Raw genomic sequence first — 24,171 nt, forward strand, 5'->3', positions numbered from 1 at the left:
TGACGGCGCGAAATCTGAGGTTGACAGCTCCCCGCAATTAAAGGGCCGAAACACAACCACCGGGTCCGCCAGCCATTTCAGGCGCCCCCGAGCTTCGCTACAGAATGGCGATCCTCCGGCCCGGGCTTCGACGCCGGGCCTCTGGCCCCGCGATAGCCTTACGTAGCTCCCGGATATCGGGCACTAGTCATCATCGTCTCCGGCAGTCATGAGGCGCCCGGAACGAGCATCGACGACAAATGTATCCGTTCTGCCGTCCTTGACGCCTGTGGTCACAAAGGCCGAGCCTAGGTGCATGACCTGGATATCATTGTACTTCGCTTCCTGCATCTTCTGCTTGATGATATCTTCCGAGACGGGCTTGTCGCTTGGCACAAAAGCCTGTCTGAGCTCCATTTCATGATATGCCACGACCATCCCGGCAATTCCCAGGGCCAAAACTACTCCGGCGAGAGCGAAAGCGATTCGATTGCCCATTTTGCAGTCTCCTTGCTAGAGGTGATGCTTTTGGCATCATCGGCACGTCTTCAGGTGCGAAAGCAGGTTTACCGCTCCATTGCGTATGACCTCGGGCGATCCGCCAGGATACCGTCCGCAATTGAGGCGGGACGGGGCCTCGGGGTCTCCCACACGCCGAGGAGAGGCAGCACGATCAGGAAGTGCGCAAAGTAATACGCTGTGCAAATGCGCGAAAGAACAACATAGATACCTTCCGCAGGTCGAGACCCAAGATATCCCAGAGACAAGCATACGGCGCAAAAAATCCAGAAAAATACTCTGTAGTACGGACGATATTTTGCAGATCGAACGGGCGAGGTATCGAGCCATGGCAAGAACGCCAAGACACCGATGGCCGAGAACATAGCCAAAACACCCGGGAGTTTTGACGGAATACTCCTGAGGATTGCATAAAAAGGCAGAAAATACCACTCAGGCATGATCTCCGCCGGTGTTACCGCCGGGTTGGCAGGCACGTAATTCTCAGAGGCCATAAGATAATTCGGCTCGTAGAAAACAAATAAAAGATAGATGAAGAAGAAACAGATGACCCCAAACGCATCTTTGATCGTGGCGTAAGGCGTAAACGGCAATGTATCCTTTTCAACGTCCCGAATTTCGATGCCATCAGGATTGTTTTGTCCAACGACATGCAAGGCCCAGATATGGAGGACGATCACGCCCACGATCATGAAAGGCAAAAGATAATGTAGCGAAAAGAAGCGGTTGAGCGTCGGATTCGCGACGGTGTAACCGCCCCAAAGCAACGTCACGATCCATTCGCCGACCACCGGAATCGCAGAGAGCAGGTTCGTGATGACGGTGGCGCCCCAGAAACTCATTTGGCCCCACGGCAATACATACCCCATGAATGCGGTTGCCATCATCAGGAGCAGGAGGACCACCCCGAGAACCCAAACAACCTCGCGGGGCTGCTTGTAGGATCCGTAATACATCCCTCGAAACATATGCGTATACGCGGCAATAAATACAAATGATGCTCCAGTCGCATGCAAATACCGCAGGAGCCATCCATAATTTACATCGCGCATAATGTGTTCGACGGACGAGAACGCCATCGTTGATTCTGGCGTATAATGCATTGCAAGCACGACCCCCGTGATGATTTGAGTCACGAGGACAACACTCAGCATCGCGCCAAACGTCCACCAGTAATTGATATTCCGAGGTGTTGGGTAGGAAATGAACGACTCGTGAGCAAGACTAATGATGGGCAAACGTCGTTCCAGCCATCGACTGAACGCGCTTCGCGGGACATAAGCAGCGGGCTTTTCCATCCTTGTTATACTCCAGGTTCTTGCGGCACGCGCCCGGTCGGCAGTGGGACTGGATAGCTGAGCCGGCGGGGCCAGTTGAAAAGTCAGAGGCTAAACAGGCCACGCGCCCCGGATTATTAGAAACGCGGGCGAAAGGCTGCCGACCGACGTCGATGTCTGGCCTCGATCAGCGCCTGCAGGCCGCTAGGACTTCTTGCCGCTCGCGGTCTTGTCGAGCGCAGCCTTCAGCCCCTTGGCCAGTTTCAAGGCGTCGTCATTCGCCCAGAAATGCATGAAGAACAGCCGTGGCGTGTCTTCGAGCATATGACTGTGGACCGCAGTCACCTCGATCCCGTTCTCGCGGAGAGCGCGCAGGACCGGGTTCACCTCCGATGCGATCAGGACGAAATCGCCGGTGATGGCCGCCTTGCCGTTACCCGTTGGCTGGAAATTAATAGCGGTGGCCGAGCCCATCGCTTCCGGCACCTCCATGCCGCCATCGCGAATAGTCTCCGGACGCAGAACACCGACCTGGTAGACGCCGCCGTTCACCCTGCCCTTATACCCGAGCGCCTGGTCGATGGCCGACGTGTCAAGATCGATCGCGGCAGCGGGAGCCGGCGCTGTCTCCCCGAGAGGCGTGCCGCTCTCCTGCAAGCCAGCATGCAGTGCTGCCGCCAGCTTCACTGCATCGCCGTGGCCGCTGACATGCATGTACATGGTCGCAGGCTCCGACCGCAGCAGATGATTGTGCAGCGCGGTGATCTCGAGGCCGCTTTCGACCAGCTTCTTCATGACCGGATTCACTTCCGGTTGGGTCAGGACGAGATCCCCCATCACCATGGCGTCGTGATCGCCCATCGACTGAAATGCCAACCATGAGCCGAGCGCCAGTGCGGGCTTGAGCTCCACGCCGTCGAGCCTGACCTTCAGATCCGTCCGCGGCAACCCGACTCGATAGATGTGACCTGACGCCATTGCGCCGGATTTTCCGAGTGCCTTGCCAACTGCGGACCAGTCAGGTTCGGCATGTGCCGGCGCGCAAATAAGCAACGCCAAGGCGGCGCCGAGAGAGAATTTCGGTTGCATCATGATGCTCCACTTTCATCGCCCCCGCGTTGAAATGCCCCTGATCACGCACCCATAGATGCGAGCGTGCTTATCAGTGCCGCGCCACAGGCCGCTGAACGATGCCTTCCTCGTAGATATCGGAGTCCGGCTCCTGGAGCCGGTAGGTCTTTCCCGAACGCGAAACGACGTAACAGCGCTGCTCATCGCGGGCTCGGTCCAGGCAGAGCTGGTCCTGCTTCACCTGCCAGCGCCCTACGGTCTTCCTGCCCATTCCTATGTTCGTGAGGGTCCCATCGCGTCCAAGCACGAGCGTCCAGTGGACTTCATCCGTGAACTCCATACCCGTGAACAAGCTTCGGATTTCCGGACCTTTGAGGACACGGAAGGCCTCCGCCGTCGCGGAGCCGATGCTGGCCAAAACGACGAGGCCGAAGAGGGTGCCAGAAATCGGTCGGATGCGCCGGATGGCTTCGCGGCAGGAGCTCGTCATGGCTTCACACCCTCCAGCGCCGGGGACGGCAGTGGCGTGATCCCGACCCGATCGAAACGGGTCACGCTATCGGCTTTGGTCCAGAGCGCGACCTTCCCACCCGTGGAGAAGGTCCCGTCGCGAGCCTCGAATAGAACCTTGCCGTTGAACGAGACACTGAGGCGATCTCCCAACGCCCGCACCGCAAGGGTCTGCCATTCGTTCGACGGCACCTTGACGTTGGCTCCCGCCAGTTCCTCGCGCCTGCCACTTCTCACGCGGTAGAGACGGACGTTGTCCTCCAAGGCATTGGCCCGGACGACGTAATAGTTCTGCTGATCCTTCAGCCTGAAGGCGATGCCGCCGGCACGGTCGACGCTCCCCGAAACCGCCTTGAAGCGGGTCTCGATTTCTACATCTGCCGGGTAGATCGTGTCGTATATGGCGAGCGGGAATCTGTAGTCGGTCTTGTCGACGTCGAGTTGGGCCAATGCCTTCCCGCCATCGGCCGAGCCATCGTCAACGACTTCCCAGCGGCCGACGGCGCCGCTACCCGTAAGCGCAGAAACAAAGTCGAGAGGGAGCGCGCGAACTCGCGCGCTCCCGAAGGTGATCATCTGGGCGTTCGCGGAAAAGACCGCGCTGGCCAGCACGATTGCCGATGCGACCGCAACGGGTCTGATCATGGGCTTTCTCCAATACCGGACAGTGTGCCGTCAGGCGGCAGCCGGTTTCATCATGGGCGGCCAGTTGTGGGTCTCGCCCTTCCGGCGGGAGGCCCAGGCGTAGAGCGCGTCGTAGATGATGAAGCCGCGCTTCAGGACCTCGTGATCGTCCGGCGAGAGGTCGCGAAGGCCCATCGAGATCGCCAGCAGCCCGGCCGACTGCGGCGTGAGATCGTGGCGGTCCGTATCGGCGCCGCGGACGATGGCGGCAATCGTAGCGACGGCCGGATCCTTGGCGAGATGATGCTTTTCGACGAAGGTGTCGAAGCTGCATCCCTCTCCGACATGCGTGTATTCGACGCCGGGCACGTCATAGGGAATGGCGCCGGTTTCCTCGGCTACCTTCCGGACCTGATCCGGCGGCACGAACAGGAACTCAGGCTCCTTGTCGATGAATCGCGTGATCAGCCAGGGGCAGGCGATCCGGTCGATGACCGGGCGTTCGCGTGTGACCCATTTCATGGCGTAGGCCTCCCTTCAGCGGTGGTGAGTGGAACGGTCGGGGCGCCGATCGCGTGCCAGGCGGCGATACCGCCCGCGAGCGAGTGAGCATCGAGACCGCGGCGTCGGAGTTCAGCGACCGCATCGCCGCTGACCTGGAAGCCGTAAACGCAGTAGGCGACGATCGGCTTGTCCTTCGGCAGGTCACCTGCCCATTCGGCGATCCGTTCTGGCGTGCGCAGTTGCGCTCCCGGAATCATATCGCTGCGCTTCGCCAAATCCTCGGCGAGGCAGACATCCAGCAGGACGAGATCGTCCTGGCGTTGCAGACGCGCCAGCAGATCCTCGGCAGCGATGCTGTTGCCCGGGACGGTAACCTCCGGCTCGCTGATCACCTGCCGGTATTGCGCGAGCCGCTGGAAGCGAGTGCCGACCCGTTCCCAGTGGATGTTCTTCATGAAGGCGTCGACATAGGCTCCAGCCTTTGCGCCGAAGTCGATGTGATAGGCGTGCTCGTACATATCGAGCGCCATGATCGGGATGCTGCCGGCCAGGAAGCTGGTGTGATCCTGCCCCCACTGGATCATCAGGCGCTGATGGCGCTCCGACCAGACCAGCAACGTCCAGCCCGAGCCGCCTGCCTGCGCCTTGGCGCAGGCAGCGAATTTCGAGCGCCAACCGGCGACGCTGCCGAAATCACGCTCCAGCGCGAGGGCCAGGTCGCCCGCGGCATCGCCGGTGCCGCCAAGGCCGTCGAAATAGATCTCGTGCAGGATCGCCGAATTGGCGGCGATGAGCTCTTCCCGCTTGAGACCGTTGATGTCGAATACCGGTGTCTGGCTCCAGTCGAGTTCGTCAAGCCGGCGCTCGATGGCGTTGAGGCGCCGTACGGCTCCACCATAATTGTTCTCGTAATGGCTCGCCAGAAGCCGCTCTGAGAGTCCTTCGAGGCGCGGCGGCTTAAAGGGCAATGGCTTGATCCGGTGCATGGCACCCTCTTTCGGAATAGGTATCGAAGGGACGCTACGCCTGAATCAATCTGGATACAAGTGTTGCTTTTCACATTTCTGATGATACGGTGATGACATGAACGTTGACGACTCCTCGGCTGAGCAGCGCTGGCTCCTGCTGATCCACCAGTTGCCGAGCAAGCCCGCCTATTTCCGAGTGAAGATCTGGCGACGGCTGCAAGGCATCGGCGCGGTCGCGGTGAAGAGCACGGTTTATGCGCTGCCTGCGAATGCCGAGACACAGGAGGATTTCGAGTGGCTGTTGAAGGAGATCGTCGAGGGCGGTGGCGAGGCCATGCTCTGCGAAGCTCGTCTGATCGACGGGCTCTCGGATCACCAGGCACGGGCTCTGTTCGATGCTGCGCGGGACGAGGACTACGAGGCCCTCTCGAAGGAGGCGCGGGCCCTCGGCGTCCGCCTCGCAACACCCAGCGCTGACGACGAAGGCGTCGAATTTGGTTCGCAAGCCAAGCGCCTGCGGAAGCGGCTGACCGATATCGCCGCTATCGATTTCTTTGCGGCCACCGGCCGCCTAACCGCTGAAAGCCTGATCGCTGATCTGGAGCTTAGGCTGACAAAGGATAAACAGATGGTCGAAAAACCGCCAGAGACCCCACAATCGAATCCGCCAGATTATAGGGGCCGCGTTTGGGTCACACGCAGCGGTATCTTTATCGACCGCATTGGCTGCAGCTGGCTGATCCGTCGTTTCATCGATCCGAGCGCCGCTATCATCTTCGTTGCTGGCAAGAACTACGAACCCAAGCCCGGAGAGTTGCGCTTCGACATGTTTGAAGGCGAGATCACCCATGAAGGCGACCGATGCAGTTTCGAAGTCCTGCTGACCCGCGCCGGTCTTGCCGATCCTGCTCTCCAAGCCATCGCCGAGATCGTCCACGACATAGATCTAAAGGACGGCAAGTTCGGTCGCGAGGAAACGACCGGGGTGGCAAGTCTCATTTCCGGCGTCTGCGCGGCCAATCCGCAGGACGAGGACCGGCTTACCCAAGGCGCCACGATCTTTGACAATCTATACCAGTACTTCAGGTCCAAGCGAGCCTAATGATCGGGGATCAGCTATGAGCAAGATCGAAACTCTTGGTTCCACACCGGCCAAGCAGAGTCCCGTGCCCGATCACGGTGTTTCATTCGGAGAGGCGGTGCGCGTCTGGGCCCGGGTGGCGGCGCTCAGCTTCGGCGGGCCCGCCGGGCAGATCGCGGTGCTGCACCGCATCGTCGTCGAGGAGAAGCGCTGGATTGGTGAGACGCGCTTCCTGCACGCCTTGAACTATTGCACTCTGCTGCCTGGACCGGAAGCACAGCAACTCGCCGTTTATATCGGCTGGCTATTGCATAAGACAAAGGGCGGCCTTGTTGCCGGAATCTTGTTTGTGGTGCCCGGTGTCGTCGCCATCATGGCGCTGAGCTGGATCTACGCCATCTTCGGCAATGTCGGAAGCGTCCAAGCGCTCTTCTTCGGCTTGAAGGCCGCGGTCCTTGCGATCGTGCTCGAAGCTGTGCTCCGGATCGGTCGGCGCTCGCTGAAGAACGGGGTGATGATCGGCCTCGCCGTGGCCGCCTTTCTCGCGCTAACCGTCTTTCAGGCTCCCTTCCCCCTCGTCGTCTTCGTAGCCGGCCTGATCGGTTATGTCGGTGGGCGTGCGGGGTGGTCGGCCTTTCTGGCTGGTGGCGGCCATGGCAAGGTCGGTGGCAATCAGGTCGCCGATATCGACTCCGCGCTTGGCGAAGGCATTCCAGCCCATGCCACGCCCCCCTTAAGCTGGTCGCTGAAGGTTGCGGCGATTGGTGCCCTCATTTGGTTTGGTCCAATCATCATTTTGCTGGCGACGTTTGGCCGCGGTGACGTATTTACCGAAATCTCCGTCTTCTTTTCCAAGATGGCCATGGTGACCTTCGGCGGGGCCTATTCGGTCCTGTCTTATGTCGCCCAGCAGGCGGTTGAGCACTATGGCTGGCTGAAGCCGGGCGAGATGCTGGATGGTCTCGGCATGGCCGAGACCACCCCCGGGCCGCTGATCATGGTCACGCAGTTCGTCGGCTTCATGGGCGCCTACCGCGCACCGGGTTCGCTCAACCCGCTGCTGGCGGCCACGCTCGGCGGCCTCCTGACGACCTGGGTGACCTTCGTGCCCTGCTTCCTCTGGATCTTCCTGGGTGCGCCGTTCATGGAGACGATGCGCAGCAACAAGGCCCTGTCGGCTGCCCTCGGCGCCATCACCGCTGCCGTCGTCGGCGTGATCCTGAACCTGTCGATCTGGTTCGCCATGCACGTCTTGTTCGCTGAGGTCAGCCAGGTTCGAGCCTATGGCATGGAACTCGATGTGCCCGTCCTGAGCACCGTCAACGTCGCCTCGTTGCTGCTGACCATTGCCGCCATGATCGCGGTGTTCCGCTTCAAGGTCGGGATGATCAAGGTCATCGCAGCGTGCTCGGTCGCCGGGCTGCTCTATGGGCTTGCGACGGGCATGGTCTGATCGCGATTGCGCAAACGAACGATCGACGACGGACCCCGCCCGTCGTCGACTTTTGCCGATCACAGCGCGTTCAGGAAGGCCAGTAACTCATCGTCCGGCTTAAAGCGGCTGCTGTCCGGCCCATCGATCGGGCGCCACTCTGCTGAGGCGGCCTCCTTAAGCGATGCGGGCACGAAGAAGCCGACGTCTTCTGCCTAGATCAGACTCACATATTCTGATCTAGACTCATTTATTCTGACATACGACATCGCGACGATCAGATATCGACCGTCGCGTTCAGCGCGTTGGTCTGGATGAATTCGCGCCGCGGCTCGACGACATCGCCCATCAGCTTGACGAAGAGATCGTCGGCCTCGTCGTTCTGGTCGTTCTTGACGCGCAGCAGCGAGCGCACGTCGCGATCGAGCGTCGTCTCCCAGAGCTGGTCGGGGTTCATTTCGCCCAGGCCTTTGTAGCGCTGCAGCGAGACGCCCTTCTTGCCGATGGTCGAGACCGCGTCGAACAGGTCGCTCGGGCCGTTGACGGTGAAGTCGTCGCCCTTGCGCGCGAGGACACCCGGCTTGGCATAGGCTTCCTGCAAGGAGGCCGCTGCCGCGTGGAGCTTGCGGGCTTCCGCGCTGGCGAGCAGGCCGGCATCGACCGTCGCCGCCTGCTTCACGCCGCGGATCATCCGCGAGAACACGAAGCCGCCCTCGCTGACCTTGCCCTCCCAGCCACGCTCCAGATCGTCCGAGATCGCATCGAGCCGGCGTGCCACATAAGCCGCCGCCTCGTTCGCCTTGGCCTCGTCATCCTCGCTGATCGGGTGCAGCACACCGGCGATCGCCATCTGCTCGACGACGCGGCGGTCATAGCGCGAATGCAGCTGGGCCAGCGCGTTGCGGACGTTGCGGGCTTCCTCGATCAGAGCGCGCAGATCCGCGCCGCCGCGCTCGACGCCCTCGCTGGTGCGGAAGGTCGCGCCGTCCACCGTCGAGTCGACCAGATATTCCTCCAGCGCCCGCTCGTCCTTGAGATAGACATGGCTCTTGCCGCGCGCCGCCTTGTAGAGCGGCGGCTGGGCGATGAAGAGATGGCCTGCATCGATCAGCTCCGGCATTTGCCGGTAGAAGAACGTCAGCAAAAGCGTCCGGATATGGGCGCCGTCGACGTCGGCGTCGGTCATGATGATGATCTTGTGGTAGCGCAGCTTCGCCAGGTTGAAGCCGCCCTGATCGGCCTCGGCGCGGCCGATGCCGGCACCCAGCGCCGTGATCAGCGTGCCGACCTGGTCGGACGAGAGCATCTTGTCGAAGCGCGCGCGCTCGACGTTCAGGATCTTGCCGCGCAGCGGCAGCACGGCCTGGTATTCGCGGGCGCGGCCCTGCTTGGCGGAGCCACCGGCCGAGTCACCCTCGACGATGAAGAGTTCCGACTTGGCGGGGTCGCGCTCCTGGCAATCCGCGAGCTTGCCGGGCAGCGACGCGATATCGAGCGCGCCCTTGCGGCGGGTCAGGTCACGCGCCTTGCGGGCGGCCTCGCGGGCGGCGGCGGCTTCCGCCACCTTGCCGACGATGGTCTTGGCCTCGCCCGGATGCTCCTCCAGCCACTCGGACAGCGCCTGGTTGACGACGTTCTCGACGACCGGACGGACTTCCGAAGAAACCAGCTTGTCCTTGGTCTGCGAGGAGAATTTCGGATCGGGAACCTTGACCGAGACGATCGCGGTCAGGCCTTCGCGGCAATCGTCGCCGGTGAGCGAGACCTTCTCCTTCTTCGAGATGCCGGAGCTTTCGGCATAGCCGGTGATCTGGCGCGTCAGCGCGGCGCGGAAGCCGGCGAGATGGGTGCCGCCGTCGCGCTGCGGGATGTTGTTGGTGAAGCAGAGCACGTTCTCGTGGTAGCTGTCGTTCCACCACAGCGCGACATCGACGGTGATGCCGTCCTTCTCCGAGGTCAGCATGATCGGCTTCTCGATCACGGCCGACTTGGCGCGGTCGAGATAGCGCACGAAGGCCTCGACGCCGCCATCGTACATCAGCTCCTCGCGCACCACCTCGGCATGGCGCGCATCGGTCAGGACGATGCGCACGCCCGAGTTGAGGAAGGCGAGCTCGCGCAGGCGGTGCTCCAGCGTCTTGTAGTCGAACTCCACCATGGTGAAGGTCTCCTGCGAGGGCAGGAAGGTCACCTCGGTGCCGCGCTTGTCGCCCTGCGGGCCGACGACGACGAGCGGGGCTACCGCGTCGCCATGACGGAATTCCATGTAGTGCTCGCTGCCGCCGCGCCAGATGCGCAGCTTCAGCGAGACAGAGAGCGCGTTGACGACGGAGACGCCGACGCCGTGCAGGCCGCCCGAGACCTTGTAGGAGTTCTGGTCGAACTTACCGCCGGCATGGAGCTGGGTCATGATGACCTCGGCCGCCGAGATGCCTTCCTCGCTGTGGATATCGGTCGGGATGCCGCGCCCGTTATCGCTGACCGTGACCGAGCCGTCGGCATTCAGCGTCACCGTGACGAGGTCGGCATGGCCGGCGAGCGCCTCGTCGATCGCGTTGTCGACGACCTCATAGACCATGTGGTGCAGGCCCGAGCCGTCATCGGTATCGCCGATATACATGCCGGGCCGCTTGCGCACCGCGTCCAGGCCCTTGAGAACCTTGATGGAATCGGCGCCGTAGTCGTCGGGCTGGGCGCTGAGGGCGGCGTCGGTCATGAAGTGGTTCCTGAGCGGGCGAGCGAGCGCCCGCGATGATCCTGATTCGAAACGACAATATAGGGTGAGACGATGGCTTTTTCACGCGCCTACGCGTGCGTGCGCGTAGAGAGACCTATCGGGCAATAATTCGCGTCGACGCTCAGCCGCGGAATTCCGAGATCGCCTCGACGAAGGCCTCGCCATATTGCGCGAGCTTGCGTTCGCCGACGCCTTCGATCGCCCGCATCTCTTCCAAGCCCAACGGCCGCTCGCGCGCCATCGCGATCAGCGTCCGGTCGGTGAAGATGATATAGGCCGCGACGCCCTCCTCGCGCGCGATCTGGAGCCTGAGCTTGCGCAGGTGCTCGAACAGGCCGGCCGTGCCCTCGTCGAGCCCGTCGGCCCGCGCCGCGTCGCGCTCGGAACGGCGGGAGCGCCTCTCGGCGAAGGGGTCGGCCCTGAGCGCGATGCTCTCGCGGCCGAAGAGGATGTCCTCGCCCTTCGGCGTCAGCTTGAAGCCGCCATGCTCGATGCTGGCCTCGGCCAGCGCGCCCGCCGCGAAAAGCTTGCGCGTCAGCCCCATCCAGGCTGATTTCGACTTGTCCGCACCGACGCCGAAGGTCTTCAGGCCGTCATGGTTCTGGCGCCGGATGACCTCGGTCGTCGTACCCGTCAGGATATCGGCGAGATGGCCGGCGCCGAACCGCTCGCCGGAACGGATCACGGCCGAGAGCAGCTTGCGCGCATCGAGCGTCGCATCCTGCAGGGCGGGCGCCTCCGCGCCGCAGAGATCGCAGCGGAACGGCGCGTTGCCATGCCGGCAGGGTGGCGTCTCCTCGCCGAAATAGGCGAGCAGCGCGCTGCGCCGGCAGAGCGCATTCTCGCAGAGATCGATCATCGCGTTGAGGCGCTTGTGCTCGATGCGCCGGCGCTCGTCGTCGATCGGCTTCTCGTCGATCTGGCGGCGCCGGAGCGACATGTCGTCGACGCCGTAGAGTGTCAGCGTATCCGCCGGCAGGCCGTCGCGCCCGGCGCGGCCGATCTCCTGGTAATAGCCCTCGATCGAGCCGGGCATGTCGGCATGGACGACGAAGCGCACATCGGGCTTGTTGATGCCCATGCCGAAGGCGATGGTGGCGCAGACGACGACGCCGTCCTCCTGCAGGAAGATGTCCTGGTTGCGGTTGCGCGTCTCCTGTTCGAGCCCGGCATGATAGGGCAGGGCATTCCAGCCCTTTTCGCTCAAGGCCGTCGCTAGGCGCTCTGTCTTGCTGCGCGAGGAGCAATAGACGATGCCGGAGCCGTTGCGGTGACGGCGCAGGAAATCGTCGATCTGCCGGCGCGGCTGCTCCTTCGGCGCGAAGGCGAGCTTCAGGTTCGGCCGGTCGAAGGAATGCACCACCATCCGCGGCGGCTGCGGGAAGAGCTGCTGGGCGATATCGGCCTGGGTCTGCCGGTCGGCGGTCGCGGTCAGGGCGGTGACGGGCACGCCGCCCAGTGCCTCGCGCGTCTTGGCGAGCAGGCGATATTCCGGGCGGAAATCATGGCCCCATTGCGAGACGCAATGCGCCTCGTCGATCGCGAGCCGGGTCACGCCGAGGCGCTTCAGGCGCGAGACGAGCCCCTCACCGGCCAGGCGCTCGGGCGAGACGAAGAGCAGGCGCAAATCGCCGGAATTCAGCCGGTCCCAGGCCTGCGCCGCCTCGTCCTCGGTATTCATCGAGTTGAGAGAGGCGGCCGAGACGCCGGCCCGCACAAGCTGCCCGACCTGGTCGCGCATCAGCGCGATCAGCGGCGAGACGACCAGCGTCAGCCCCCCTGAGACCAGTGCCGGAAGCTGGTAGCACATCGATTTGCCGGAGCCGGTCGGCATCACCGCGAAGACGTCCTCGCCGGATAGCGCGGCCGCGATCACCTCCCATTGGCCGGGGCGGAAATCGTCATAGCCCCACACCGATTTGAGGACCGCGCGGGCGTCTGATTCGCTGGCATGCGACATGGACAAGGGATGTGCCGCAGCCGGGCGCGCTTGGCCAGCCTTTCGCCGGATATCCTGTGCCTAGACCCGCACGGCCAGCAGATGAACCGCTGCGGTGACCGCGAAAACCGCCGTGATCAGCTTCGAGGCCCAGGGCTTGAGATCGAACCAGATGAATTGCAGCGCGAGCCGCAGGCCCCAGAACGCGGCGCCCACCAGCGGCAGAACGGGATGCACGTTTCCTTGCCCGGCTAGCCAGATCAGGGTCGCGCCATAGGCGAGGAAGACGAAGATCAGCATCGCGTTGAGTGTCTGCGTGATCGCCGTGTTCAGGCTGCCGGAGGGCGCGAGCCGCTCCGGCCAGCCGAACAGCCGGTGGAACGCGGCATGGAACAGCGCGAAGCCGAGATCGATGAGCCCCGCCGCCAGAGCCAAGGCGTTCAGCTCCGCGTCGCGATCGCGGCCGCCGCGCCGGCCATCACGCCGCCGGTCGTCCGGTTGATCCAGCGCATCGCGCGCGGGCTGGCGACAAGGCGCCGCGCCCGGTCGGCCGCATAGGCATAGGCCATCAGCGTGCCCGTGATGATCGGGGCGATCAGCGCGGCGACCTCGACGAAGGCGAGCGTGCTCATGGCGTTGAGATCGATGACCAGCGGCAGGATCGACAGGAAGAAGACCATGACCTTGGGGTTGCCGAGTGTCAGCGCGATGCCGCCGAGGAAGAGGCGCAGGCCTTCGCCCCGCGCGGCGGCCGAAGGCTTCGGCGCTTCGGCAGGAGCCGTCCAGGCCTTGTAGGCGAGGAAGACGAGATAGGCGCAGCCTGCATATTTGATCGCGACGAACACGCCGTGGAAGCTCTGCATCAGGACGCTCAAGCCCAGCGCCGTGAGCGTGAACCAGACGAGATCGCCCGCGACGATGCCGGCGAGGAAGGGCAAGGAGCGCCGGAAGCCCGAGGACAGCGAGCGCGCGACCAGCGCCGCGATGGCCGGGCCGGGTGAGGCGACGGCGAGGAAATACACGCCAGCGAACAGGGCAAGGCTGGAGAGATCCATGAAAAGCCTCCGAAACTGCCGGAGATTAGCAGGAACGCGGGCAGGCGTCCCATCGCAAGCCGTGGCCCGACCGATCAATCGAGTGGATCGATCCGCCCTGGCGTCACCGCGAAACGCTGCGCGCCGGCCGGCAGGTCGCCAAACAGCGCGGCGTCCGCCCCGGTCATCCAGACCTGACAGCCGAGCCCGGTCAGCCCCTCGTAGAGCGCGCCGCGCCGGCGCGGATCGAGATGGGCGGCGATCTCGTCGAGCAGGACGAGCGGCGCGATCCCGCTCATCGCCGCGACCAGTCTGGCATGGGCGAGCACGAGCCCGATCAGGAGGGCCTTCTGCTCGCCGGTCGAGCCCTGCCCGGCCGGGATGTCCTTCGGCCCGTGCCGGACTTCGAGATCCGAGGCTTGCGGCCCCGCCAGCGTGCGCCCGGCGGCACGGTCGCGATGGCGGCTCTGGCGCAGCAGGTCGCGATAGGCGTCCTCGGCATCGACCGCCGGCAGGCGGGCGACCAGAGCGTCGATCTCGCCGGAGAGCGCGATATCGGCGAAGGGGAAAGGCGAAGCCTCGTCGCGCGTTTCGGCGATGATGGCGGAGAGCCGCGCCACGGTCTCGGCCCGCGCAGCGGCGACCGCGACGCCCAGCTCGGCGACCTCGCGCTCGACGGCATCGAGCCACTGGCCTTGGTTGGAACTTTCTTCGAGAATGCGGTTGCGCGAGCGCAGGGCGCGTTCAAGCGCATTCGAGCGCGTGGCATGGCTTGGGTCGATCGCGAGCACCAGCCTGTCGAGGAAGCGGCGGCGGTCGCCGGCAGCGCCCCGGAACAGCCCGTCGAGATCGGGCGTCAGCCAGACCACGCGCAGATAGTCGCTGAACGCCAGCGCCGAGCCGACATTGGCGCCATCGATCCGGGCGAGCCGCGGCCTGCGCCCTTCCGCATCGAGCGGTCCCAGCCCGATGCCGAGCCGGCCCGCCTCATCATCAAGGGTTATCGAGGCGGCGAAGGAGCCGTCGCCGCCCTGCCTTGCCATCGCCGTGATCTCGGCGCGGCGCAGGCCACGCCCCGGCGTAAACAGCGAGAGCGCTTCGAGGATATTGGTCTTGCCGGCTCCGTTCTCGCCTGCGAGCGCAACGATTTGGCCCTCGACCGGGAGATCGAGGGCCTCGTAGGAACGGAAATCCTGCAGGATCAGGCGCGCGACGGCGGCCATGATCGCGGGATCAGACGCGCATCGGCATCAGCACATAGAGCGCGGAGGCGCCTTCGCGATCCTGGATCACGGTCGGCGAGCCTGGATCGGCCAACTTCAGCAGGGCGGTGTCGCCGTCGAGCTGCGCGGCGATGTCCATGAGATAGCGGGCGTTGAAGCCGATATCGAGCGGGCTCGCGTCGTAATCGACCTCGATCTCCTCGGTCGCCGAGCCGGAATCCGGGTTGGTGACGGAGAGCGTCATGCGCCCCTCGGCCATCGAGAGCTTCACGGCGCGGCCACGCTCCGACGAGATCGTCGAGACGCGGTCGACCGACGCGGCGAAATCGCCCTTGTCGACGGTGAGGCGCTTGTCGTTTCCGCTCGGGATGACGCGCTGATAGTCGGGGAAGGTGCCGTCGATCAGCTTCGAGGTCAGCACGACGCTCGCCGTGGCGACGCGGATCTTCGAACCGGACAATTCGACCGCAACCTCGCTCTCGCCGTCCTCCAGCAGTTTCTGAATCTCGGCCACGGCCTTGCGCGGCACGATCACGCCGGGCATGCCGACCGAGCCCTTCGGGGCGGCGGTATCGACGCGGGCGAGGCGGTGGCCGTCGGTGGCGACGGCGCGCAGCACCGGGTGACCATCGACATCGATGGTGTGGAGATAGATGCCGTTGAGGTAGTAGCGCGTCTCCTCGGTGGAGATCGCGAACTGGGTCTTGTCGATCAGGCGCTTGAGCTCGCCGGCCGGCAGCACGAAGCGATGGGCCATATCGCCGGCGGTGATGTCCGGGAAATCGCTCTCGGGCAAGGTCTGGAGCTGGAAGCGCGAGCGTCCGGAGCGCAGCACGAGGCCGCTATCGCCGGTGGTCTCCAGCGAAACCTGGGCGCCGTCGGGCAGCTTGCGGACGATATCGTAGAGGGTATGCGCCGGAACGGTCGTGGCGCCGGGCTCGGGCGCATCGGCGGCGATCGTCTCCACCACCTCGATATCGAGATCGGTCGCCTTCAGCCGCAGGCCGTTCTCGGAGGCTGAGAGCAACAGGTTCGACAGGATCGGGATCGTGTTGCGGCGCTCCACCACGCGATGGACGTGGCCGAGCGACTTGAGCAGCGTGGAACGTTCGACCGTGACCTTCATGATTGTCTAGTCTTCTGGCGCTGGCCGCCCGCGCATCGCTGCGCGAGCCGAATGAGTGGCCGGCGACATTGCAGGACGCCGGGCGGGGGCGCAAGACCTGCCCGCTCCGGCAACCACAACCATTTGGCGGAAGTGGCTAATGCCCGCGGGTGTCACTCCTGCAGCATGCGCTTCAGCAGATCGACCTCGTCATGCAGCGAGCGGTCCTCGCTGATCGCCTTCTCGATCTTGCGCACCGCATGCAGCACGGTCGTGTGGTCGCGTCCGCCGAAGCGGCGGCCGATCTCGGGCAGAGAGCGCGGCGTCAGCGCCTTCGACAGATACATCGCGATCTGGCGCGGCTTCACCACGGCCGCGGTGCGGCGCTCCGAGAGGATGTCGGCGCGGCTGACATTGTAGCGCGTCGCGACCAGCTTCTGGATGTCCTCGATCTTGACCCGGCGCGGCTCGCGCGTCCGGACGAGGTCGCGGATCGCCGCTTCCGCCGTCTCCAGCGTGACGAGCTGGCCCGACAGCGTCGCATGGGCGAGCAGGCGGTTGGCGGCGCCGTCCAAGTCGCGGCCGTTGGTCGCGACGACGCGCGAGACATAGGCGACGACATCGGGGCTGACCTGGAAATTCGGATGCGCGGTCTGCAGCGCCTCCAGCCGGCTGGAGAGGATCGTGGCGCGCAGGGTCTCGTCGAGCTCGCCGACCTCGACGACCAGGCCGCCGCCGAGCCGCGAGCGGATGCGCTCGTCGAGCGCCTCAAGCTCTCCGGCGAGCCGGTCGCCGGCGACGACGATCTGCTTGCCGGCATCGAGCAGCGCGTTGATCGTGTGGCCGAATTCCTGCTGGATCGACTTGCCCTGGATGAACTGCACGTCGTCGACGACGAGCAGGTCGATGCCGCGCAGCTTCTCCTTGAAGGCAAGCGCCGTCTGCGACTTCAGCGCCGCGACGAAGCCATACATGAAGCGGTCGGCGGTGAAATAGGCGACGCGCTTGCCCTGGCGGCGCGCTTCCTGGGCGATCGCCTGCAGGAGATGCGTCTTGCCGAGGCCGACGCCGGCATGGAGATAGAGCGGATTATAGGGGCTCTGGCCCGCCGGCGCGCCGGCGATGCGCTCGGCCGCCGCGAAGGCGAGCTGGTTCGACTTGCCGACGACGAAGCTCTGGAAGCTCATGCGCCGGTCGAGTGAGGTGCCGCAGGCATCGACGAGGTCGCTCTCGCCGGATTGAGGCGCGCTTACGGCAGCCGGGCGGCCGGTCTCGGCCGGGGCGGGGCTCGCCACCGTTGCGGGACGGCTGCGCAGCGCCTCGATCTGCGGCTGGGCGGCAGGGTCGCGCGAGACGGTCCGCACCGAGAGCATCACGCCGTTCGGCGCCGGCAATTCGGCCATGCAGTTCACCCGCAGGCGCTCGGTATAATGCGCCTCGAGCCAGCTCTTCAGGAACCGCGTGGGAACGGTGAGATAGGCCACGCCCTCGACGATGCCGGCGATCTCCAGGCGGCCGAACCAGCTCGAGAAGACATCTTCGCCGAGCTCGGCCCGCAGGCGCCGACGCACGCGCTCCCATGCGTCCTGAATCGAAACTTCCCCGACATGAACCGCTGCAGTCTCTTCCGTGGCGATCGTCACCACCACCGGCGTCGTCTCGACGGTGTCCCCGAAATTCTGCCGCTCGAACATCAATGGCCCCGTTCTTCAAAATGCACGCGCTTAGGGTTCGGCGGCCGCTTCCTGGCCTCCGTTCCGGCGCTGTTGTTCCGGTCAAAATGGTCCCGGTCCCGACGGGCGCAGTGCGCCGCTTCGGGCTTCGGTTCCGGTTCTGTTGATTACGCTTGGAAGGCTCGCCGAGGGACGATGCCACCCTTCATCTCAATCAAGAAAGACAAAGGGTCACATCCTCCAACCTCCATGGTCGCGAGCCAAAACGCTGATCATCTCTGGAAATCCCGCGGCGGTCATTGCTGTCCGCCCGGCGATGAAAGGGACCTTACAAGGCGCTCTCGACGGGCTGCAACATCCCTTTCAGCCGGCTTCCGAGACTCAGGCCCGGCAGGGTACTCCGATTGATGGGGACGCCTGCCGCAATTGGTTGGGGAACTTAAGATTTTCTTCATGCCCCCTAGTCGGGAGGGCGCCGAATCTTTTTTTGCCGCGCCCCTAAAAGCCTGCCGCAGAGTCGCCGCGATTCCGCCGTCCAAAATCCTTTGCCTGCTAAGATGATGAAAAATCACATCTTTTTATGTGCGGCGGAGTCCGGCCCGATGCTTGTTTTCGCGCCCTGAACGGCGCCCGAGAGTCAAGTCGGCAAGGCCGTGGAAAGCCTACGAAAATGGCTTGAAATCCGCTTTGTTTTGTTCCGTCGGAGTCTGTGGCGGAGGCGCCACAGAGGCCATGAAGCCAACGAAAAAGCCCGGCCTTGCGGCCGGGCTTTCGGGTCGTCGAAACGGTGTGATTTCAGGCTCAGGAAGCCAGCGCGCCGATGCGATGAGCGAGGCGGGAGACCTTGCGCGAGGCGGTGTTCTTGTGAACCACGCCCTTCTGGGCAGCGCGCATGATTTCCGGCTGGGCGGCCTTCAGGGCCTCGGCGGCAACCGCCTTGTCCCCGGAGGCGATCGCCTCCTCGACCTTGCGCAGGAAGGTGCGCATCCGCGAACGGCGCGCCTTGTTGACCTCGGTGCGGCGGGCGATCTTGCGCGTAGCCTTCTTGGCCGACGTCGTATTGGCCATCGAAACGTCCTCGTCTCTTCATCGCGGCCGGGCGCCTGGCGTCATTGCCGGCGGGGCTGACCGCATCCTTGCTGGAAAAACGTGCGCGGCGGCCGAGCTTGCGCGGGCCGCCGCGAGTGGTGGGGCTATAGTCGCTTGCCGGCGCTACGTCAACGCCGGAATCGCGTTCATGCTGCCGATCTCACGCGGAGGGCGCGATAAAGCGCGCAAAGCTCGGCAAATCGACATTGCCGCCCGAGAGCATGATGCCGACGCGCTTGCCCTCGACCGGCACGGCGCCGGTGAAGGCGGCGGCTGCCGCGAGGCAGCCGGTCGGCTCGACCACGAGCTTCATCCGCTCGGCGAAGAAGCGCATCGCGTCGACCAGCGCCTCGTCGCTGACGGTGACGATATCCTCGACCTCGCGCTGGATGATCGGGAAGGTCAGGTCGCCGAGGAAGGCGGTCTGGGCGCCGTCGGCAATCGTCTTGGGTACTCCGATCGCGACGATCTCGCCCTTGCGCAGCGATTGCTGGCCGTCATTGCCGGCCTCCGGCTCGACGCCGAAGATGCGGCAGCCCGGGTTCAGCGCCCTGGCGGTCAGGCAGGCGCCGGCAAGCAGCCCGCCGCCGCCGAGCGGCACGAGCAGGATGTCGAGCGGGCCGGCATCCTCGATCAGTTCCTTGGTCGCGGTGCCCTGGCCGGCGATGACGTCAGGATGGTCGTAAGGCGGGATGATCGTCAGCCCGCGCTCGGCGGAGAGCTTGTTGCCGATCTCGAGCCTGTTCTCCTTATAGCGGTCATAGCGCACGACCTGCCCGCCATACCCTTCGGTCGCCGCGACCTTCGCGGCCGGGGCGTCGTTCGGCATGATGATCGTGGTCGGCACGCCCAGGAGCTGGCCGGCATAGGCGATGGCCTGGGCATGGTTGCCGGAGGAATAGGTGACGACGCCGGCCTTCTTCTGCTCGGGCGAAAGCGAGGCGATCGCGTTGTAGCCGCCGCGAAACTTGAAGGCGCCCATGCGCTGGAGGTTCTCGGGCTTGAAGACGAGGCTGGCTTGCGTCCGCCGGTTGGCGGTGGCGGAGCTCATCGCCGGGGTGTGATGGGCGATGCCCTTGAGCCTGCCGGCCGCAGCCTCGACATCGGCATAGGTCGGAAGGGACGGTCCGGTCTGGGCGTTCATCGCGGGAGATCCTGCTGGCGAAAGACGAGGGCTATCTGCCAGCAGGAGCGTCGTTTCATCAAGGCGGCACGGCTCCACGCCGCCATGCGGCAGGTGAGGACCGGCCGCTCAGCCGTTCTTGAAATCGGGCTTCCGCTTCTCCGCGAAGGCAGCCATGCCTTCCTTCTGGTCGGCGGTGGCGAAGAGCGAGGAGAAGACGCGGCGCTCGAAGCGCAACCCCTCCTGAAGGGTTACCTCGAAGGCGCGCTCGACCGATTCCTTCGCCATCAGCACGGAGGGCAGCGACTTCGCGGCGATCGCCTCGGCCGCCTTCAGCGTCTCGGCCATGAGATCGGCCAGCGGCACGACGCGCGCGACCAGGCCGGAACGCTCGGCTTCCTCGGCATTCATCATCCGGCCGGTGAGGATCAGGTCCATCGCCTTGGCCTTGCCGACCGCCTTGGTCAGGCGCTGCGTGCCGCCGGCGCCGGGGATGACGCCGAGATTGATCTCGGGCTGGCCGAACCGGGCATTGTCGGCGGCGATGATGAAGTCGCACATCATGGCGAGCTCGCAGCCGCCACCGAGCGCAAAGCCCGCGACCGCAGCGACGATCGGCTTGCGGCGCCGGCCGATCCGGTCCCAGTCCTCGAACTTGTCGTCGAGATAGGTGCCGGGGAAGGTGCGGCTCTGCATCTCCTTGATGTCGGCGCCGGCGGCGAAGGCCTTCTCGGAGCCGGTGAGGACCACGCAGCCGATGCCGTCATCCGTCTCGAAACCGTCGAGCGCCTGGTTGATCTCGCCGATGAGCTGGCCGTTCAGCGCGTTCAGCGCCTGCGGGCGGTTGAGCGTGATCAGCCCGACCTTGCCCTTCGTCTCGACGAGAATGGTCTCATAAGCCATGGCGGCCTCCCGGATGCTCCTGTGATGGCAGCTTTAGCGGGCGGTGGCGGGGCGGTCCATGCGCGTTCAACGCATCCGCGCATTCGCGCGGTCTCCCCGGCGCTTGCCGTCATGGTCGGGCTTGTCCCGACCATCCACGTCTTCCTTCCAGCAGTGCGGTATCCAAGACGTGGATACTCGCCACAAGGGCGAGCATGACGATGAGGTTCCCGCGCACGCATTTTCACCCGCCCGGGCTCGCGCGCGGGCGTTCGTCGATGACGAGGGGCAGCGGAGCGCCGCGAGGCGCGGTGTCTATAAAGCCGCTTCCGTTGAGCCAGGATGCGGCGCGGAAGGATTGAGCCACCCTCCGCACGCCCCGTGGCGCTCCGCTTGCCGGCGTTCTTGAAAACTGCGGGCCGCGCTTCCGTTGGGCGGAGCGTCGATCGCGGACGGACATGGCGTGCCAGCTTCCCTCAACGGGTTGTCACACGCCTGCCGCCTCACAACCGCCGCGCTGCCTCTCCTAGCGAGGCTCCTCGCGCAGGGACCGTATTATCCCCAGGGCGGTTCCCGCAGCCTCCCGAGTCCGGGGTGCAAACCCGGCCGCAGGGCGCCGCCCCCGCCCCGCCATGCAGCATGCCTCCGGATGGCCGCCCCTCGGGATGAGGTGGGCCGAGGATAGGGGCGGTTTTGAGAGGCGGGGATTAGTTTCGGGCAGTGTCTGCTTTCGACCAACTGCGACATTTGCGGCGAGCCGCTAACCGGTCAAAAACGGCCCATTCCGCCATTGAGGCCGTCCGCGTTTGGGCGTCCCTCCGGTTCTCCGGCCAACGAGCGCAATCGACCTGTCCCAAGCACTGAAGGGCCACGTCGCTGGACAAATTCCGGCAACCAGAAGCTGTCCCAGCCGCTGGGCGCTATTCGCTCCTCTCTGATTCAGCTAGCATCGAGCGGCCCCAGCATCATGGTGGCCCGGCGGCGAAGTGACAGCCGGGCCGTACCCCGCGCGGGAGGACGCCATGCGATTCATCGCCGGTTTCATCACAGCCTTCGTTGTCCTGGCCATTGCCGGCCTCGCCGTTGTCTTCGGCGGCTTCGTCACGATCGCCGCCCGCGAGCCGCACAGCGCTCCGGTGTTCTTCCTCCTGCAGACCGCCATGCGCCAATCGGTGGCTCGCCAGGCGGCCAATGTGCCGGCGCCGGCACCGTCCACGGACATTGCCCAGGGTTTTCGCCTTTACAACGAGACCTGCGTTTATTGCCATGGCGGCCCGGGGAAAGACCCGGTCGATATCGGCAAGGGTCTCAATCCGGAGCCGCCCTTCCTGCCGGACACGATCCAGCGCTGGAAGGCCGCCGAGATTTTCTGGATCGTCAAGAACGGTGTCCGGATGACCGGCATGCCGTCCTTCGCGGAGTCGCATAGCGACGATGAATTGCGGGCCGTCGTCGCCTTCGTGCAGAAGCTGCCGGGCATGTCGGCGGAGCAATATGCCGCCTATGAGAAGGGGCCGTGAGCTTAACTCTCCCCAAAACGCGATGATCTCAAATCGAAGCTGCCGATCGGTTCGACCCTAAGCGGGCACCAGACCGCTAGCGAACGGCCCGCTTCTGGCAGCTCTCGCAATAAAACGTCGAGCGCCCCGACTGCACCAGCCGCTTCACCAGCTGACCGCAGCCCGGCGTGACGCAAACCTCACCCTCGCGGTCATAGACCTTGAAGCGATGCTGGAAATAGCCGAGCGAGCCGTCGGCATGGGCGAAGTCGCGCAGCGTCGAGCCGCCGGCCGCGACCGCCTCCTCCAGCACCTCGCGGATGATGCGGGCGAGTTCATGCGCCTTCTCGCGCGGGCGGCCTGTCGGCGTCGCGATCGTCCCGGCTTCCGCCTCCGGGTGGAGCCCGGCCCGGAACAAAGCCTCGCAGACATAGATATTGCCGAGACCCGCCACGAGCCGCTGGTCGAGCAGCGCGGCCTTCAGGGGCGCGAACTTGCCCGCGAACAGCTTCGCCAGCGTCTCGCCCGAAAGCTCATTGCCGAGCGGCTCGATGCCCATGCCGACGAAATGCTTCGATGTCGCGAGCTCGGCGCGCGGCACGAGGTCCATGAAGCCGAAGCGGCGCACGTCGTTATAGGTGACGCGCGCGCCGGTCCCCATCTCGAACACGACATGGTCGTGGATCAGGTGTCGGCCGATCTCATTATAATAAGAGCCGGGCTCGGTCGGCGGCGTGCCGGGCGCCTCGACGATGAAGCGACCGCTCATGCCCAGATGCATGACGAGCGCCGCGCCGTCGTCGAGATCGGCAATCAGGTATTTCGCCCGCCGCGACAGGGCCTTGATCCGCCGGCCGGTCAGCCGCTCGGCGAAGCGCTCGGGCAGGGGAAAGCGCAGGTCGGGCCGGCGCAGCTCGACGCGCTGGAAGCGCTCGCCCAGCATGGCGGGCTCCAGCCCGCGGCGGACGGTTTCGACCTCGGGTAGCTCCGGCATCCCTGAACTCTCTTGTAAAGCCTGCGTCGAGAGGGCCCGCGACAAGCCCGCCGCCTTTGGCTATTGATCGGCACAAGCGAATACAAGACAGATTTGCACAAGGCCGGCCCGACCGTGACAGCAGCTTCCGACACCACCCATTTCGGCTTCGAGACGGTGAAGCTCGCCGAGAAGCAGGCCAAGGTCGACGACGTCTTCCACAAGGTCGCCAACCGCTACGACCTGATGAACGACCTGATGTCGGGCGGCCTGCACCGCGCCTGGAAGAGCGCGCTCCTGACCGCGATCAACCCGGCCAGGGACCGGCCCTTCCACCATCTCGATGTCGCCGGCGGCACGGGCGATGTCGCCTTTTCGGTGCTGGAGGCCGGCGGCCCTCAGACCGACGTCACCGTGCTCGACATCAATGCCGACATGCTGCGCGTCGGGCGCGAGCGTGCCGACAAGCGCTTCCCGGACGATGATCGCATCCGCTTCGTCCAGGGCAATGCCGAGGCGCTCGGCCTGCCCGACAATCATTTCGACTGCTACACCATCGCCTTCGGCATCCGGAACGTGCCGCAGATCGACAAGGCTTTGGCCGAGGCCTATCGCGTGCTGAAGCGCGGCGGGCGCTTCTTCTGCCTCGAATTCAGCCATGTCGACGTGCCCCTGCTCGACAAGATCTACGAGACCTATTCCTTCAAGGTCATCCCGCCGATGGGCCGCATGGTCACCGGCGAGGCCGAGCCCTACCAGTATCTCGTCGAGTCGATCCGCAAGTTCCCGAAGCCGCAGGCTTTCGCGGGGATGATCGAGGATGCCGGCTTCCGCCGCGCGAAATTCACGCCGATGACCGGCGGCGTCGTGGCGCTGCATTCCGGCTGGAAGCTGTGATGCGCCTCCTCCCGTCATGGTCGCCCTTGTGG

At 64.7% G+C, this 24,171-nt stretch carries 21 protein-coding genes and 1 pseudogene; 4 read left to right on the forward strand and 18 right to left on the reverse strand.

Translation table 11 applies throughout. The features are described from left to right. Nucleotides 1–183: 183 nt before the first annotated feature. From Q0Q36_RS19855 to Q0Q36_RS19885, 7 genes and pseudogenes are all read right to left on the reverse strand, one after another. The gene (locus tag Q0Q36_RS19855; RefSeq protein ID WP_293800699.1) at nt 184–477 is read right to left on the reverse strand and encodes a hypothetical protein; all 294 of its coding nucleotides are present in this window, start codon (nt 475–477) and stop codon (nt 184–186) included. 101 nt (nt 478–578) lie between these two features. Then, a pseudogene (locus Q0Q36_RS19860) lies at nt 579–1,796 on the reverse strand (cytochrome bc complex cytochrome b subunit); the annotation flags it as partial. 183 nt (nt 1,797–1,979) lie between these two features. Continuing rightward, nucleotides 1,980–2,864: a DUF1259 domain-containing protein gene (locus Q0Q36_RS19865; protein ID WP_293800763.1), complete on the reverse strand. Its 885-nt coding sequence runs from the start codon at nt 2,862–2,864 to the stop codon at nt 1,980–1,982. Between the two features lie 73 nt (nt 2,865–2,937). Next, nucleotides 2,938–3,336 (reverse strand): hypothetical protein, encoded by a 399-nt coding sequence (locus tag Q0Q36_RS19870; protein WP_293800701.1) that lies wholly within the window; start codon nt 3,334–3,336, stop codon nt 2,938–2,940. Then, nucleotides 3,333–4,001, reverse strand: coding sequence for a family 16 glycoside hydrolase (locus tag Q0Q36_RS19875; RefSeq protein ID WP_293800703.1), 669 nt, complete (start codon nt 3,999–4,001; stop codon nt 3,333–3,335). Before Q0Q36_RS19875 ends, Q0Q36_RS19870 begins: the two co-directional genes overlap by 4 nt. Nucleotides 4,002–4,031: 30 nt before the next feature. Beyond that, nucleotides 4,032–4,502, reverse strand: a complete 471-nt coding sequence (locus tag Q0Q36_RS19880) for a chromate resistance protein ChrB domain-containing protein (RefSeq protein WP_293800705.1) — start codon at nt 4,500–4,502, stop codon at nt 4,032–4,034. Beyond that, nucleotides 4,499–5,470 carry a Fe-Mn family superoxide dismutase gene (locus Q0Q36_RS19885; protein ID WP_293800707.1) on the reverse strand — a complete coding sequence of 324 codons (972 nt, stop codon included), beginning with the start codon at nt 5,468–5,470 and terminating at the stop codon, nt 4,499–4,501. The genes Q0Q36_RS19880 and Q0Q36_RS19885 overlap by 4 nt, the downstream gene beginning before the upstream one ends. 97 nt (nt 5,471–5,567) lie before the next feature. On the opposite strand from Q0Q36_RS19885, the gene Q0Q36_RS19890 reads away from it, so the two are divergent. Both Q0Q36_RS19890 and chrA read left to right on the forward strand, forming a co-directional pair. Next, nucleotides 5,568–6,554, forward strand: coding sequence for a chromate resistance protein ChrB domain-containing protein (locus tag Q0Q36_RS19890; RefSeq protein ID WP_293800709.1), 987 nt, complete (start codon nt 5,568–5,570; stop codon nt 6,552–6,554). 16 nt (nt 6,555–6,570) lie between these two features. After that, nucleotides 6,571–7,986, forward strand: a complete 1,416-nt coding sequence (chrA, locus tag Q0Q36_RS19895; protein ID WP_293800711.1) for a chromate efflux transporter — start codon at nt 6,571–6,573, stop codon at nt 7,984–7,986. 256 nt (nt 7,987–8,242) lie between these two features. Here the strand turns inward: chrA and gyrB are convergent, their stop codons facing one another. The 10 genes from gyrB to Q0Q36_RS19945 form a co-directional block, all read right to left on the reverse strand. After that, complete coding sequence (gene gyrB, locus Q0Q36_RS19900) at nt 8,243–10,681, reverse strand: DNA topoisomerase (ATP-hydrolyzing) subunit B (RefSeq protein ID WP_293800713.1); 2,439 nt, start codon at nt 10,679–10,681, stop codon at nt 8,243–8,245. 142 nt (nt 10,682–10,823) lie between these two features. Beyond that, a complete protein-coding gene (recQ, locus tag Q0Q36_RS19905; protein ID WP_293800765.1) occupies nt 10,824–12,662 on the reverse strand; it encodes a DNA helicase RecQ in 1,839 nt (612 codons plus the stop codon). 60 nt (nt 12,663–12,722) lie between these two features. Continuing rightward, the gene (locus tag Q0Q36_RS19910; protein ID WP_293800715.1) at nt 12,723–13,076 is read right to left on the reverse strand and encodes a hypothetical protein; all 354 of its coding nucleotides are present in this window, start codon (nt 13,074–13,076) and stop codon (nt 12,723–12,725) included. A gap of 5 nt (nt 13,077–13,081) precedes the next feature. Next, a complete protein-coding gene (locus Q0Q36_RS19915) occupies nt 13,082–13,696 on the reverse strand; it encodes a LysE family translocator (RefSeq protein WP_293800717.1) in 615 nt (204 codons plus the stop codon). Nucleotides 13,697–13,770: 74 nt separating this feature from the next. Continuing rightward, nucleotides 13,771–14,898: a DNA replication/repair protein RecF gene (gene recF / locus Q0Q36_RS19920; protein WP_293800719.1), complete on the reverse strand. Its 1,128-nt coding sequence runs from the start codon at nt 14,896–14,898 to the stop codon at nt 13,771–13,773. Between the two features lie 10 nt (nt 14,899–14,908). Next, complete coding sequence (dnaN, locus tag Q0Q36_RS19925; RefSeq protein WP_293800721.1) at nt 14,909–16,024, reverse strand: DNA polymerase III subunit beta; 1,116 nt, start codon at nt 16,022–16,024, stop codon at nt 14,909–14,911. Between the two features lie 152 nt (nt 16,025–16,176). Continuing rightward, on the reverse strand, nt 16,177–17,697 hold the full coding sequence (gene dnaA / locus Q0Q36_RS19930; protein ID WP_293800723.1) for a chromosomal replication initiator protein DnaA: 1,521 nt from the start codon (nt 17,695–17,697) through the stop codon (nt 16,177–16,179). A 780-nt stretch (nt 17,698–18,477) separates the two neighbouring features. Beyond that, a complete protein-coding gene (gene rpsT / locus Q0Q36_RS19935; RefSeq protein WP_047581773.1) occupies nt 18,478–18,744 on the reverse strand; it encodes a 30S ribosomal protein S20 in 267 nt (88 codons plus the stop codon). A 181-nt stretch (nt 18,745–18,925) separates the two neighbouring features. Then, complete coding sequence (locus Q0Q36_RS19940) at nt 18,926–19,909, reverse strand: threo-3-hydroxy-L-aspartate ammonia-lyase (RefSeq protein WP_293800726.1); 984 nt, start codon at nt 19,907–19,909, stop codon at nt 18,926–18,928. Between the two features lie 108 nt (nt 19,910–20,017). Next, nucleotides 20,018–20,791 carry an enoyl-CoA hydratase gene (locus Q0Q36_RS19945; RefSeq protein ID WP_293800728.1) on the reverse strand — a complete coding sequence of 258 codons (774 nt, stop codon included), beginning with the start codon at nt 20,789–20,791 and terminating at the stop codon, nt 20,018–20,020. Nucleotides 20,792–21,792: 1,001 nt separating this feature from the next. On the opposite strand from Q0Q36_RS19945, the gene Q0Q36_RS19950 reads away from it, so the two are divergent. Further along, nucleotides 21,793–22,290 (forward strand): cytochrome c, encoded by a 498-nt coding sequence (locus Q0Q36_RS19950; RefSeq protein ID WP_293800730.1) that lies wholly within the window; start codon nt 21,793–21,795, stop codon nt 22,288–22,290. 76 nt (nt 22,291–22,366) lie between these two features. Here the strand turns inward: Q0Q36_RS19950 and mutM are convergent, their stop codons facing one another. Next, nucleotides 22,367–23,263 carry a bifunctional DNA-formamidopyrimidine glycosylase/DNA-(apurinic or apyrimidinic site) lyase gene (mutM, locus tag Q0Q36_RS19955; RefSeq protein WP_293800732.1) on the reverse strand — a complete coding sequence of 299 codons (897 nt, stop codon included), beginning with the start codon at nt 23,261–23,263 and terminating at the stop codon, nt 22,367–22,369. Between the two features lie 114 nt (nt 23,264–23,377). Here mutM and ubiE point away from each other — a divergent pair, with 114 nt between their 5' ends. Continuing rightward, the gene (gene ubiE, locus Q0Q36_RS19960) at nt 23,378–24,139 is read left to right on the forward strand and encodes a bifunctional demethylmenaquinone methyltransferase/2-methoxy-6-polyprenyl-1,4-benzoquinol methylase UbiE (RefSeq protein WP_293800734.1); all 762 of its coding nucleotides are present in this window, start codon (nt 23,378–23,380) and stop codon (nt 24,137–24,139) included. The last annotated feature ends 32 nt before the right edge of the window (nt 24,140–24,171 follow it).

Source organism: uncultured Allobosea sp., from assembly GCF_945957345.1.
Taxonomy (GTDB): domain Bacteria; phylum Pseudomonadota; class Alphaproteobacteria; order Rhizobiales; family Beijerinckiaceae; genus Allobosea.

Bases quoted from the DNA above. Each gene is read 5' to 3' on its own strand.
- Q0Q36_RS19855 (WP_293800699.1), bottom strand. From the start codon at position 477: ATGGGCAATCGAATCGCTTTCGCTCTCGCCGGAGTAGTTTTGGCCCTG.
- Q0Q36_RS19865 (WP_293800763.1), bottom strand. From the start codon at position 2,864: ATGCAACCGAAATTCTCTCTCGGCGCCGCCTTGGCGTTGCTTATTTGC.
- Q0Q36_RS19870 (WP_293800701.1), bottom strand. From the start codon at position 3,336: ATGACGAGCTCCTGCCGCGAAGCCATCCGGCGCATCCGACCGATTTCT.
- Q0Q36_RS19875 (WP_293800703.1), bottom strand. From the start codon at position 4,001: ATGATCAGACCCGTTGCGGTCGCATCGGCAATCGTGCTGGCCAGCGCG.
- Q0Q36_RS19880 (WP_293800705.1), bottom strand. From the start codon at position 4,502: ATGAAATGGGTCACACGCGAACGCCCGGTCATCGACCGGATCGCCTGC.
- Q0Q36_RS19885 (WP_293800707.1), bottom strand. From the start codon at position 5,470: ATGCACCGGATCAAGCCATTGCCCTTTAAGCCGCCGCGCCTCGAAGGA.
- Q0Q36_RS19890 (WP_293800709.1), top strand. From the start codon at position 5,568: ATGAACGTTGACGACTCCTCGGCTGAGCAGCGCTGGCTCCTGCTGATC.
- chrA (WP_293800711.1), top strand. From the start codon at position 6,571: ATGAGCAAGATCGAAACTCTTGGTTCCACACCGGCCAAGCAGAGTCCC.
- gyrB (WP_293800713.1), bottom strand. From the start codon at position 10,681: ATGACCGACGCCGCCCTCAGCGCCCAGCCCGACGACTACGGCGCCGAT.
- recQ (WP_293800765.1), bottom strand. From the start codon at position 12,662: ATGTCGCATGCCAGCGAATCAGACGCCCGCGCGGTCCTCAAATCGGTG.
- Q0Q36_RS19915 (WP_293800717.1), bottom strand. From the start codon at position 13,696: ATGGATCTCTCCAGCCTTGCCCTGTTCGCTGGCGTGTATTTCCTCGCC.
- recF (WP_293800719.1), bottom strand. From the start codon at position 14,898: ATGGCCGCCGTCGCGCGCCTGATCCTGCAGGATTTCCGTTCCTACGAG.
- dnaN (WP_293800721.1), bottom strand. From the start codon at position 16,024: ATGAAGGTCACGGTCGAACGTTCCACGCTGCTCAAGTCGCTCGGCCAC.
- dnaA (WP_293800723.1), bottom strand. From the start codon at position 17,697: ATGTTCGAGCGGCAGAATTTCGGGGACACCGTCGAGACGACGCCGGTG.
- rpsT (WP_047581773.1), bottom strand. From the start codon at position 18,744: ATGGCCAATACGACGTCGGCCAAGAAGGCTACGCGCAAGATCGCCCGC.
- Q0Q36_RS19940 (WP_293800726.1), bottom strand. From the start codon at position 19,909: ATGAACGCCCAGACCGGACCGTCCCTTCCGACCTATGCCGATGTCGAG.
- Q0Q36_RS19945 (WP_293800728.1), bottom strand. From the start codon at position 20,791: ATGGCTTATGAGACCATTCTCGTCGAGACGAAGGGCAAGGTCGGGCTG.
- Q0Q36_RS19950 (WP_293800730.1), top strand. From the start codon at position 21,793: ATGCGATTCATCGCCGGTTTCATCACAGCCTTCGTTGTCCTGGCCATT.
- mutM (WP_293800732.1), bottom strand. From the start codon at position 23,263: ATGCCGGAGCTACCCGAGGTCGAAACCGTCCGCCGCGGGCTGGAGCCC.